9 protein-coding genes and 3 pseudogenes are annotated in these 12,263 nt (G+C 68.6%); 5 read left to right on the forward strand and 7 right to left on the reverse strand.

Annotation, left to right across the window (positions count from 1 at the left end):
* The first annotated feature begins 21 nt into the window (after nt 1-21).
* The 3 genes and pseudogenes from R2S09_RS32870 to R2S09_RS32880 form a co-directional block, all read left to right on the forward strand.
* Entirely contained in the window at nt 22-603 is a 582-nt protein-coding gene (locus R2S09_RS32870; RefSeq protein WP_316744958.1) for a Uma2 family endonuclease, read from the forward strand.
* Nucleotides 604-658: 55 nt separating this feature from the next.
* Nucleotides 659-961, forward strand: a complete 303-nt coding sequence (locus tag R2S09_RS32875) for a DUF6083 domain-containing protein (RefSeq protein WP_316744960.1) — start codon at nt 659-661, stop codon at nt 959-961.
* Nucleotides 962-1,098: 137 nt separating this feature from the next.
* Nucleotides 1,099-1,311 (forward strand): annotated as a pseudogene (locus R2S09_RS32880) (transposase family protein); the annotation flags it as partial.
* Between the two features lie 672 nt (nt 1,312-1,983).
* On the opposite strand, the gene R2S09_RS32885 reads toward R2S09_RS32880, so the two are convergent.
* On the reverse strand, nt 1,984-3,774 hold the full coding sequence (locus R2S09_RS32885; RefSeq protein WP_316744962.1) for a BTAD domain-containing putative transcriptional regulator: 1,791 nt from the start codon (nt 3,772-3,774) through the stop codon (nt 1,984-1,986).
* 35 nt (nt 3,775-3,809) lie between these two features.
* On the opposite strand from R2S09_RS32885, the pseudogene R2S09_RS32890 reads away from it, so the two are divergent.
* Nucleotides 3,810-4,076 (forward strand): annotated as a pseudogene (locus tag R2S09_RS32890) (helix-turn-helix domain-containing protein); the annotation flags it as partial.
* Between the two features lie 103 nt (nt 4,077-4,179).
* Here R2S09_RS32890 and R2S09_RS32895 read toward each other — a convergent pair.
* From R2S09_RS32895 to R2S09_RS32910, 5 genes and pseudogenes are all read right to left on the reverse strand, one after another.
* Complete coding sequence (locus R2S09_RS32895) at nt 4,180-4,593, reverse strand: SsgA family sporulation/cell division regulator (RefSeq protein WP_306191656.1); 414 nt, start codon at nt 4,591-4,593, stop codon at nt 4,180-4,182.
* 578 nt (nt 4,594-5,171) lie between these two features.
* Complete coding sequence (locus R2S09_RS32900) at nt 5,172-5,360, reverse strand: hypothetical protein (protein WP_316744964.1); 189 nt, start codon at nt 5,358-5,360, stop codon at nt 5,172-5,174.
* Nucleotides 5,321-5,899: a LuxR C-terminal-related transcriptional regulator gene (locus tag R2S09_RS40730; RefSeq protein WP_399145204.1), complete on the reverse strand. Its 579-nt coding sequence runs from the start codon at nt 5,897-5,899 to the stop codon at nt 5,321-5,323. Before R2S09_RS40730 ends, R2S09_RS32900 begins: the two co-directional genes overlap by 40 nt.
* A gap of 293 nt (nt 5,900-6,192) precedes the next feature.
* Nucleotides 6,193-8,904, reverse strand: coding sequence for a LuxR C-terminal-related transcriptional regulator (locus R2S09_RS32905; RefSeq protein WP_316744965.1), 2,712 nt, complete (start codon nt 8,902-8,904; stop codon nt 6,193-6,195).
* 29 nt (nt 8,905-8,933) lie between these two features.
* A pseudogene (locus R2S09_RS32910) lies at nt 8,934-9,044 on the reverse strand (IS481 family transposase); the annotation flags it as partial.
* Nucleotides 9,045-9,904: 860 nt separating this feature from the next.
* Here R2S09_RS32910 and pstB point away from each other — a divergent pair.
* Nucleotides 9,905-10,684 (forward strand): phosphate ABC transporter ATP-binding protein PstB, encoded by a 780-nt coding sequence (gene pstB / locus R2S09_RS32915; protein ID WP_306191653.1) that lies wholly within the window; start codon nt 9,905-9,907, stop codon nt 10,682-10,684.
* A gap of 477 nt (nt 10,685-11,161) precedes the next feature.
* Here the strand turns inward: pstB and R2S09_RS32920 are convergent, their stop codons facing one another.
* A complete protein-coding gene (locus tag R2S09_RS32920; RefSeq protein ID WP_316744967.1) occupies nt 11,162-12,091 on the reverse strand; it encodes a conjugal transfer protein in 930 nt (309 codons plus the stop codon).
* Nucleotides 12,092-12,263 lie beyond the last annotated feature (172 nt).

Below are 12,263 nucleotides of genomic sequence, written 5' to 3' on the forward strand. Positions count from 1 at the left end.
GGGCGCCAGAAGGAGGACACGATGACGACCGCATGGGACGCGCTCCCGCCCTGGATGCTGCCGCCTCGGCCGAGTGGCTGGGAAGCCGATGACCTCGACAACGCACCCGACCTCCCACGACACACCGAGCTGATCGATGGAGCGCTGATCTTCATGATGTCCCCCCAGCGGTCCTGGCATGCCCGCGTCGTCACCCGGCTTACGACCGCACTGGACGATCAAGCTCCCGAGGGATTCGTGATCGACCGGGAGATGACGATCAAGCTGAACGAGAAGAACCGGCCCGAGCCTGACGTCCTCGCTGTCACAACCCCATACGCCCCAAACCGTACGTACTACCTTCCCGACCAGGTAGCCCTCGCCATCGAAGTCGTCTCAGACGAGTCCGCGGGCCGCGACCGGTCGTTGAAGCCGTTCAAGTACGCGCAGGCGGGTATTCGGCAGTACTGGCGTGTTGAGGAGGAAAACGGCCTCCCCGTCATCCACACGTACGAGCTGGACGACACCACCCGCGCCTACGTAGCCACCGATATTTGCCGCGAGCGCATCAAGACCGTGATCCCTTTCGGCATCGACATCGACCTGCGCCATCTCGTCCGCTGATCACAATGCCGTTTAGGACTCCTGGCAGAAAGAGGTCTTCAGGCGGCGTCAGCATATGGTGCTGCTGCCGAGGGTGAGGAGGGCTTCGTGGAAGTCGTCGCCCCTGCACCCCGCGGAAGTCGCCACCACCGACGTATCCGCAACCTGCCACTGGCATCTCAGCGGCGGCATCGCGCACTCCCACGACGACGGCAGCGGATGGTGCCCCATCCCGCACGCCGCCCTGTGCCCCCAGCGATCCCTGCACTCCCGACCGGGCAGTCACCGGCTGGTACCCCTGGCCCGTGAGCTGCACCCACCGGGACCGAGAGGTCACAACCCTACCTGGGTGGGCTGCAGGAACATGGTCGCCCAATGAGCGGTCTGGTCCCCCGGCCGACCAGCAGGGGCACGGTTCTGACGGGACTGTACGGTCACTGGCTCTGGTCCGTAGTCGGTGGTGACGTGGAGTAGCCGTCGTGATCATGATCTTGTGATGGATATCAACTCCCTTGTGTGAATGGTGTTTTCCGGACTTTCGGTCTGGTGGTCGAGGACGTGGCGGACGGCGGCGACGCAGTGGTGGTCACGGCCCGGACTCGGGATGTAGCCGTGCCATGTCCGGTGTGCGGGACGCCGACGGCGAAAGTGCACGGGTATCACCATCGGACCGTGGCGGACGTGCCGGTCGACGGCCGCCAGGTCGTCGTCCATCTGCGCGTACGGCGATGCCTCGGAATCACCCTCGTCGTGCGTCAGGGCTCCGTTGTCGTGGTCTGTCATGGCACGGTGCTGGTCACTGCCGGGCTTGGAGATCCAGCCGGCAGCAGGGGGCGTAGCACGGCCAGGCTGCTGGACAGTATGGGGGCGGCCAGGGTGACCACGGTCCGGTTGCGGCCGAGGACGGCGGCCGCGAACGCCACCGGCGCCGCCGCGCCCGCGAACACGCCCGGCAGCATGCGCAGACCCACCCGGTACAACTCGCCCTCACGGCCGCCACCCCCACTGCAAACAGTGACCCGTCCGGCGCCCCGACCGCGTCACCGCAGCCGACTCCTGCCGTCGGACAGTCTCCGTCCATCGAACCCGACGTGCAGCAGGCACGCTCTTGCCGCGTCCCCCGCCGGCGCTTCACCTGGCGATCACTCCTGCCACGCCGCCGGCATCGGTGACGAAGTCCCGACCACGCTGCTACCGAGCCGGCCACGGCAGGTCACAGTGTCCCCGCAGCCGGCCGGTCACCGCTGCGATGGGTTTCCTGCGGTGCCGCCCGCCCCCTGACCGTGCGGGCAGGGTCTATCCAGCCGACGTCCCTGGATCAGCCGCGGCAGGATCTGGCGGACTCGTTGTTCGGGCTGCGGCCGTGTTCGTGGCGTCGGACGTGGAGAACACGGCGCCGGGTCAGGCGCTCAGGGTGCGGAAGGGGGAGACCGTCTGGGGGGCGAGTAGGCGGTACGCGCGGGCGATGGAGGCGCGGACGTCGAGTACGGGGGCCTCTTCGTTGGCGAAAGCATCCAAGACGCTGTGCTCGGTCGGGGCGTATTCGTCGGCCAGGCTCGCCAAGGACATCTGGGGGCGGTAGGCCGCGCGGGCTGCGAAGTTGGCCAGCGCGAGGGGCAGGCGCGCGGCATCCTGGATGATGCGATCGACGGCGTCGGGCTCAGCTGCCGTCCTCGTTGCTCCGAGGCGGCGGGTGAGGAAGCTGCGTGCGTCGGCCTGGCTCAGTGGCAGCAGGATCAACGGGAGCGCCTGGTAGGCAGCTACAAGGGCGTGAAGCTGCATGCGGCTGGTGATGAGGGCCATGGAACCGGGGCTTGCCGGGAGGAGGTTCTTGAGCTGATCCGTGCTCCAGGCGTTGTCGAGCACGACGAGCATGCGACGCTTGGCGAGCAGGTCCCGGAACATGCGTCCGCGGGCCTGCGTGGTCTCGGGTATGGCCTTGGGCTGTACCCCTAGAGACTGCAGGAAGTCCGCGAGGACCTCTGCCGGGTCCCTCGGCTCGGCTCCCGGCCTTGCACCGTGCAAGTCTGCGAAGAGCTGGCCGTCGGGGAAGCGCCCTGCCAGGCGGTGGCCGGTGGCTGTGGCGAAGGCCGTCTTGCCGACGCCTGCCATCCCGCCGACCACGCAGATGGCCACCGAGGACGATGCCTCAGCTTCGTCCGCCAATCGCTCGGCCTGCTCCAGTTCCTTCTCGCGCCCGACGAGGCTGGGCAGAGCCGCGGGCAGCTGCGCCGGCGGCTGGGACAAGGCGGGGTGCTGCCTGCTGGCCGGGCGGTTGGTGCCCTGCGGGAGCTGGAGTCGCCCGGAGAGGATGCGCTCGTGGACGTGCCGGAGTTCCGGCGAGGGGCTGACGCCAAGGCGCTGACGCAGCAGGTGGCTGGTCGTGTGGTAGATCGTCAGCGCCTCCGACTGCCGCCCCGCACCGTACAGGGCTTTCATGAGGAGCCCGCAGAGGCGCTCACGCAACGGGTGCTCGACGAGGAGGGCGGACAGTTCCGCAGCGGCCTCGCCGTAGCGCCCCCTTTCCACCTCGCACGCCAGCTGCTCCTCAAGGCAGGCGAGGCGCAGCTCACCGAGGACGCTGCGCTGCCGGCCTGCGAACGGTCCCGGGACGCCGGCGAGGGCCGCTCCTTTCCACATGTCGAGGCTCTCGGACAGCAGGTCCGCCGCCAACGTGAGGTCGCCTGCGCTGCGCGCCTGCCGCGCCCTTGCCGCCGTCTCCTTGAACCTGTTCAGGTCCAGAGCGTCCGGTTGGATGTGGAGCAGGTAGCCCCCGTCGACCAGGCGCAGGGAGCTGTCGCTCTGCTCTGCGAGTGCCTGTCTGAGCCGGTAGATGTAGGTGCGCACAGAGCCTACGGCCGACGGTGGGGCCTCGTCGCCCCACACATCGTCCACCAGTTTTGAGAGGCTGACCGGCCTACCTGCTCTGAGCAAGAGCGAAGCGAGGACCGCGCACTGCCTTGGCTGGCCCGCTCTCTCCTCCATCCCTTGCTTGTGCAGTCGGAGCGGGCCGAGGACTGAGAACTGGATGCCTGCGTTCATCGGGTCTCTCCTTCGTGGATACCCCGGCCTTAAGGCCGGGGTGGGGGTACCTCCCGCTTGCGGGGGAGAAACTAGCCTCCTGCGGAGCAGGGCAGGGGAAGCCGGTTCGCCGCCAGGGCGGAGGGGCGGGCACCGTTCACCGGCCGACATCCGCCGCTCAGACGGAACCTGATGCGGTGTGAGGCGTGACGCAGCAGGTCAAGCGGGCGTTCAGGTACCGCTTCTACCCCACGGGCGAGCAGGCGGCTGAGCTGTCGCGCACGTTCGGCTGCGTCCGCCTCGTCTACAACAAGGCGCTCCAGGAGCGCACGCGGGCCTGGTACGGCGAGCAGCGCCGCATCTCGTACGCGGAGTCGTCGGCCGCGCTGACGCAGTGGAAGAAGACGCAGGAACTGGCCTTTTTGACGGAGGTGTCCTCCGTGCCGCTTCAGCAGGCGCTGCGTCACCTTCAGGCGGGGGAGTCCTCCCGGACGTGGCGGTCGTCGGTGAAGCAGGAACCCCAGCGGGCGACCGCTGGAATCCCCCGCCTTTAGGCGGGGGAGGAAGTCAAGACTTCTACCGCCCTGAGCACTCTGCTAGGAAACGGTCGATGCCCAGTAGCGCACTCTCGCTGCCTGCCGGGACGGCCTCGTGGGTCTTGGTGATCCATGTCCTGACCGGAGCGACGGGGCCTTCGAGGCGGGCGTAGCCGTCTGGAGATCCAAGTTCGATGCTGAAGCGTTGCCCCAGGGACCGCTCGACGGGAGCGATCCTCACGTCGCCGAGTCCGGCGGCGGCCTTCATGCCCTGGTCGAGTAGTGCTCGGGCGAACGTCCAGTGGACCACCCGGTCAGGCGCGAGGTGAAAGGAGACCCGAACGGCGTACGGGTCGGCACGCACATACGAGAAGCGTACGGGCACACGTACGTGCAGGTCGAAGGTGACGGCGAGCGTCAAGCGGATGTTCAGTTCCAGCTCAGGAGAGCCCATGATGAATCCTTCTCTGTGGTGACGTGCAGGTGGGAGCGGGTCGGCGGTCGACAGCACTCTCGCGCCCCGGACACATCCACCCGCATCCGGTGTGCGGTCCCGGCCCTTACCGGGGCGACGCGCTGCGGGTCCGTTTCTTCTCGAGGGACCCGCTGACCTACGCCTCTACGAGAAGCCGCACCTCGCCATCGCGCGGAGCAGCCTGCGCTGCCAACCTCGAGCCTCTGGGTCCCGGCGGCCGTCAAGCGGGTCAAGCGACTGCGTCCCTCAAGAAGAAACGCACCCTGTGCTGAGTTCGGGCGCAGACTCGTCGCTTGGCGGTCGGCCTCAGTGGAGCCTCCCCATGTTCTGGGTCTGTGCAGTGCGAAGCGCGAAAGGCCGCGCCCGGCTGGCAGACCGGGCACCTGCGGCGGAGCACCTAGGCACGCTGTTCACGCTGCCGCCGTAGGGCGCCGCACTCTTCGGGCGCCGAAAAGAAGACGAAGCTGTCCATGCCTCGGCAGGACGCGAAGCCCTGCCAGTCCCACTCGCTGACCAAAGGCCTCACGCGGAACGGTTTCCTGGCATTGCCTTGCCACTCAGACCTGCACGAGCGAAGTCTCGACCAAGCTCTCCACCAGGAACCAGACCCGACGCTCGTCGGTGTGGATGACCTGGGAGACGAGGAGGTCCTGGGTACCGTCGTCCCTGGGTTCGAGCGCACCGGCGGCCACGTCGCAGGCGTCGGTCAGGATGCCCTCGTACCCCTCCAAGAAGCGGGACAGCATCCCGGACGCCCCTTCGACGGGGGCGCGCAACGGATGCGAACGCGGCGGCGTGCCGCGGGTCGCCTACAACAACGCCGCCTTGTGACTGCACGTGCTCGGCGATGTCGTCGACCAGGACGAACCGCTGCTCGACTGTTCGCGACGTGGGCGCTCCCGCTGGTTCTGCCGGGGAATTGCTGATCATGCTCCGACCATAAAGGCCGGCGCTGGTCCATAACCTGCGTCAGATGACGTAACCGCGGGCCGTCACCGATGGCAAGATCGGTCGGCGAGCTGCCGCCAACCTTCGGGTGGATCCGGTACGGGTGGGTGCTGATCTTCCGCGCTGACAGGAAGAGCCGCGCAGCGATCTCCCGGTTGGTCAGCCCTCCCACGACCAGGCACGCGAGCCGGCTTCTGTGGTGTGAGCCGGTCGATGCCGTCGGCTGATCGGCGCCGGGTTGTCCACGGCGGGTGAATCGTGACCCCGTTTGGCCGCGTGAGTCGCCGCCAGAGGGTCGAAGTTCGGCCGTCGTCGAGACGGGTTTCCCCGGAGGCACGCAGCATGACGTGCACGCGGTCGTCCCAAGGCCGTGCGCCGACCTCGTGAAACGAGGACGGCGGTGGCCACGTCCGTCGACGGTGCTGGGTTTCAGGCCCAAGTCCGCGCCCCCGTCCCGGCTTTGAGAGCCTGTGGCAGGTCAGTGGGGGAGGTGGCGCTGTACAGCTCCGAGGTGAGTCCCTGCACCTGCTGCATTGCCCGACGGATGTACGGCTTGCCTACCGCCTCGAGTGACAACGCAGAGGCGTCTCGGCGACACCGCCACCTGGAAGGCTCAGGGGGGATCTGCCTTCAAAGATTGCGGGCCATCACTGAGGCGAGTTCGGTCCGCGAACTCACGCCGGCCTTCGGGTAGATCCGGTAGAGGTGGGTGCTGATCGTCCGCGGTGACAGGAAGAGCCGGGCGGCGATCTCCCGGTTGCTCAGCCCCTGTGCGACCAGGCGGGTCACCTGCAGCTCCTGCGGGGTGAGTTGGTCAATCCTGCTGGACCGGCGGCGGCGTGTCTCGCCTGAGGCGCGCAGCTCCGCGTGTGCGCGGTCGACCCACGGTCGTGCGCCCAGTGCGTCAAACGTGGCGGCGGCGGCGCGCAGTACGGGCCGGGCGGCGGACGGGCGGTCGCGCCGCAGCAGGGTGCCGTGGGCGAGCTGGAGTCGGGCGCGTTCGAACGGCCACTCGGTGAGACCGGCTTCCAGCGCCTTCCCGAGCACCTCCACCGCGTCCTCGCCCGTCGCCAGCAGCGCCTTCGCACAGTGCAGATGCACGCTCAGCAGCGGCGATGCGCCGGTGGCGCCGATCGGTTCGAGTTCGCGGATGCGGGCCGCCACCTGGTCGTGGCGGTCGCTGTGAGCTCCCGCCTCGGCCAGATGGGCGAGTACGGACAACCGCACGTGCGGGTGGTATCCGACCGCGGACGGATCGAAGAGAGCGTCGAGCTCGTCGTGGGCCTCGTGATAGCGGCCTTCGGCGAGCGCGCAGACGCCGCGGGCGACCCGGACCAGGCAGAACATGGGGTGCGCGCCGTGCATGAGGAGCACGCGTTCGCTCTGCTCGAGGAGGTCGCGTACGGCCTTACCGTCGCCGCGCAGGGCCTCCGCGTGTGCGTGATTGAGCATATTGGGTATGCGCAGGCTGCCCTGGCGGGTCTCAGCCAAGAGAGTGTCGGCCTCGGCCGCAGAGGTGCGTCCGAGGGAGGCGTCACCTAGCAGGACGGCGTTCCAGGCCTGGTAGCCGAGCGCCCAGGTGAGCGTGCCGAGGTTGCCCTCGCGGCGGCTCTGGGAGACGGCGGCGGCGCCCAGCCGGGCCGCCGACCCGAGCGCGCCGACCGCGGTCGCCCCCGCGGCGAGGTTCGCCAGGTCCGAACTGGAGAGGCCGGGCTGGGCCAGTAGAGCGTTCAGCCGTTCGACGACCACCGTGCCCCGTTCGACCGGCGCGGCCAAGCCGAGGGTTGCGACCAGCTTCGGTGTCAACGGTGACAGTGCGAGCCGTTCGAGCAGTCCGATGATCTCGCCACGCAGTTCCTTGTCGTAGCAGGCGAAGTACGAACGCACCGCGACGCGGTGGACGACCTCAAGCGCCCGTTCGTCCTGGCCGGACTTCCGCAGCCGCTCGGCTGCGTCAAGATGCCCGGGCAGTCGCGCGGCGCCCGAATAGATGGCGAACTCGACCTCCGTCAGCCACTGCCGGACGACCCGGTCCTCGGGGGTCAGGTCGTCGGGGACGATCGAGCGCAGCAGCCGGTCCACGTTGTCGCGGTCGGCGAGCTCCAGCGCCACTTCCAGGGCCCGCATCAGCAGGTTCGCGCGCCGTCTGCGGTCGCCGGTCAGCCGGGCGGCCTGCTCCCAGGTCCGCGCTGCCTCGCCGGACGCGCCCCGCCGGCGCAACCGGCCGGCGAGGTCGTCGAGTTCGGCGGAGACCTGCTCGTCCGTACCGACGGTGGCGGCGGCGCGGTGGTGGACCGCCCGGTCGGGATCGGCGATTGCTTCGGCGAGCGCGGCATTCGCCTGCTGCCGCTGGGACAGGGTGGCGCCCTGCTGGATGGCCGACCGGATCAGGGGATGGCGGAATCTCAGCAGGAACGCGTCATCGACGTCGACCAACCGGGCGGTGATGGCCGGTTCCAGGCACTCCACCGATACCGGGGTCCGCATCATGATACCGGCCGCTGAAAGGATCTCCTCCAGACGGTTGCCTTCGTCGAGCGCGGCCATCAGAAGGAGTGTTTGGGTCGCTGGCGGCAGTCCCACCACGGCGGCACCAAAGGTACGCTCCAACCGAGCCGTCAGCGGCAGCGAGATGGGAAGCAGGCCCTTCTCGCCGATGCGGGCGGCGACGGCCGCGAGTTCGGTGAGGGCGAGCGGATTGCCGGCTGCTTCGGCGAGCACCCTGGCGCCCAGCGAAGCGGTGAGTTCGGGTGCGCGTTCTTCCAGCAGCATGCCCGAGGCGTCGTCCGGCAGCGCTTCCACCCGCAACTCGTCCGCCGGCAGGCTGGTGAGGCGCGCTTCGGTCTCGGTACCGTCACGCATCGCCATGATGAGCGCGACCGGGTCCGCCGACAGCCGGCGCCCGACGAACGCCAGGGCTTCCCAGCTCGGCGCGTCCATCCATTGCGCGTCGTCCACCAGGAGCAGCAACGGCCGCCGCGCGGACCGGGCGGTCACCGCCTCGAGTAGAGCCAGGGCGAGCTGGAACCGATTGTGCTCGTGGCTGCCGGCCACCGGCAGCGGCACGGTGGCGCCGAGAAGGTCCATCATTGCGTGGGCGGTGGCGAAGGGGAGACGGGTCTCGGCCTGCACCGCGGTGAGAGAGAGTGTCTCGATGTCCAGAGCCGCTGCCTCCCCGGCCGCCGCGCCGAGCAGGGACGACTTTCCGATCCCCGCTCCGCCGCGCACGACCAGCATGCCGCCTCCGTCCGGCAGCCCCGTGAGGAACCGACGGAGAGCAGCCAGTTCCGGCTCACGTCCGTGCAGCTGGGTGACAGCGTGAGGCTTTTCCGAACCGCTCAAGGTGTTGTCCCGTCTCCTTCCCCGGCTGGCGAGACCTGGAAGCGTTCGGCCGCCCGGCGCAGGGTCCAGCCCTCCTCGACGATGCAGCGGGCCAGACGCAGACGTCCGGTCTCGCTCAGGGGTCCATTACGGTGGGGCACGAGGGCCTTTCTGTCGTACGGCGTAGATTGGACGAGGATCTTGGACAGGCCCCGGCCACGACAGGCCTCGTCGGTCTCTGTGCGGCCCAGCACTCGCCGCCGCCCGACCATGCGGTACGGACATCGTCCCCGCCTGTGCCCCCTCCACGTAGAGCGCATATCGACGATCCTCCCGTCGTCGACGACCCGGACACACTGCGCGCTGTCGTCGAACAAGACCTCGACCACGACGTCACCCCTTCGCACGGCCACCTCACCTCACCCCCGTCCGCGTCACGGCAGGCCGGACCAACCGGCACGCCGACCCCAGACAGGTCTCGAGAGTCCAGTATCCAGCTCCGGCGGAGACACTTCACAACCGGGTGAGCAGCGTCTGCACCAGCCCATAGCCGCAGCGTGTACCAGGTCCGCCGGGCCCGAGCCTGCTCAGCGACCGGACCCTTTCTCGAGCACGCTCAACCCCTCCGGTAGAGCGGGTTCAGCCGTCAGGGCACTCCGAGGTCGGCGCCCCGTGGATGCCCCCGTCGCATGTGAGAGACCGCGGCCCGGGCAACCGCCGACGAGTGCGTGCAGATACCGTTACGAGGCAGCCCCCGAGAAGACTGCGGCCAGAGAACTGGATGATGAGATCCATCGATAGCGTGCTGGCGGTGAACACCAGAGGAACCCTTCATGCGGCCGAGACCTCCGCCGGCTCTGCGGTCCCGTCCGTTTCCGCTGGTCGCTAGGGGATTCTTCGACAAAGCAGCCGGGCCGGGCCCATCGCCATGGCAGTTGCCCGCAGTCTGGGCGGACTCGTTGACTGTACGATCCGGACTAAATAGTCCTCTTTTCTCGACGTTTGCAGGCAGGAGATTTCGGTGGGGAAACGTGTCGATGCCAAAGGCCCGTACGCCTACTACGGGATGTTCCTTGCCGTTGCCGAAGTGAACTTGTCGATCGAAGCCTGCAGCGTCACCGCGTTCATAGGCCCGTCGGGGACGGGCAAGTCGACCGTCTTGCGTACGCTGAACCGCCTTCACGAGGTCACGCCCGGTGGGCGCGTCGAAGGCGCCGTGCTCCTCGACGGCGACGACATCTACGCCCCCACAACCGACCCCGTCCAGGTGAGGCGCACGGTCGGCATGGTCTTCCAACGGCCCAACCCCTTTCCGACCATGTCGATATACGGCAACGTCGCTGCCGGCGTCACGCTCAACAACCGACGCATGCCTAGATCGGAACTCGACGGCATCGTCGAGGAATCACTGCGCTCGGCGAATCTCTGGGACGAGGTCAAAAACCGGCTGGACCGTCCCGGTGTCGGGCTCTCAGGGGGTCAGCAGCAGCGGTTGTGCATCGCCCGGGCCATAGCACTTGAGCCTGAGGTGCTGCTGATGGATGAGCCCGCTTCGGCGCTCGACCCGATCTCGACGCTCGCCCTCGAGGACCTCGTCCGAAGCCTCAAGCAGCAGTACACCATCGTGATCGTCACCCACAACATGCAGCAAGCCGCACGCGTCAGCGACAGGACGGCCTTCTTCGACCTCGAACAGGCGGGACAGCCAGGCCGGCTCGTCGAAATGGACGACACCGTAAAGATCTTCTCCAACCCGAGCCATCCACGCACGGAAGCCTACGTCTCAGGCCGCTTCGGATAGCCGCTCCCAGATGTGCTCGCGGACCGGGTAGCCGTGGTCGGAGGTCTCGCTTACCGCCTCATACGCGCTGCGCTGGGACAGAGAAGACCCCCAGTCGCCGACCGACATACGCGGCCCGTCGGCGTCCGGGCCGAGGTCCGCCCCGGCCCCCACCGTGTTCAGGCGATGATCGTTGGCACATCCACCTTGGGAGCGCCCGCCGAGATCTGCTCGATGCGGGTGAAGCGAGGGGTGACAGGGGACATGAGGGCTCCCGTGCGTGAGGAGGTGCTACCCGTCTGGGAGCGCTGGGACGCCTTGCCGCCGGGCGTGGCATCACCCGACCAAAATTCCGGCCGCTGCTATAAGCGCTATAGTGCACACCGTTCTTAGGAACCAGGCGAACGGAACCAACCCGGATGACCCGAGCGCCCGGGCGGTAGCCACCGTTATGACGTTTCACGATGGCCGCCGTCTGAGAAAAAGTTGGAACGGTGTTCACGAGCGAACACCCCCGTCCTGGACGGTCCCGGACTCCAGCGCGGCGACTTCCCACCGGCCCGAGCGGGACCTGAAGACGAGCTCGTAGGCCAGCGGCCAGCGCCCGGTGCCGTCGCGGGCCTCAACTGCCGCGCGGATGCGGACCGTGGTTCCGTCGGCCGGCACCTGCTCGGCGGCCGCAGCCTTCTCGACGGCCATCACCTGCTGGACGGTGACCGCGGTGTAGGGGGCGGGGGAGACCGACGCCAGCTTCACCCCGGGGGCGAGGTAACGGTCCACCTCACCCGCCCCGGTCAGATACGCGCCGAGGAACTCTCCGACCGCGGAGGCCAGATCACTCCCGGACGGCACGGCCACGCCGTACGGCGACGTCGCCACCGCCGCCCCCGCCGGTCCGGCCACCACAGCGGGCACCCCGGTTACCGTGAACGAGCCACCGGTGTGGTCGGTGGCCACGGGGACGACGAAGTAGCGCACCGCAGCGTCGGCGTACTGCGCAGCTACCGTCACCGCCCACCGGCCGCCCCCACGCTGCACACTGCGCACCGCGGTCACGGACTGAAGCCGCGCCTGCGCACCGGCGACCAGGTCGACGTTCGGGGCGAGGGACTGCGCAAGCCGCGCCTGCGCACTCGTGGCGTCATCCGCACTGCTGCGCAGCCACGCGCTGACGAACAGCTGCGCATAGCCTGCCGGGTCGGCCGCAGCGGCCGCGGTGCGCACGGCGGCCGGTTTGGTAGTGGGGGCAGCTGCAACGGTGGCTGAGCCGGACATCACGGTGACGCCCAGGGCGACCGGCCCGGCCGCGATCGCGGTGAACAAGGCCAGGCGCGACAGGCGGACGCGCCGCCGCATCTGCTGCAGTGCGACGCCCGCGGCCATCGGAGCAGCAGCCTGACTCTCCGGGACGTGCTTGCCAGGAGACATGGTCAAACTCCCAGGTCAGAACGTGTACGTGCTGACCTTGAGAAAATCCGGCGCCCCCGACCCGACCATCGACCATGAAGGCCCGACCACGGTCACGATGGAGAAACGAAACCAGTGGTCGGGCCGACCACGCCCCGACCACGGGCCCTGACAGGGACGGGCGCGCCTGAGC

Origin of the sequence: Streptomyces sp. MK7 (assembly GCF_032658145.1) — a bacterium.
Lineage (GTDB): Bacteria > Actinomycetota > Actinomycetes > Streptomycetales > Streptomycetaceae > Streptomyces > Streptomyces spiralis.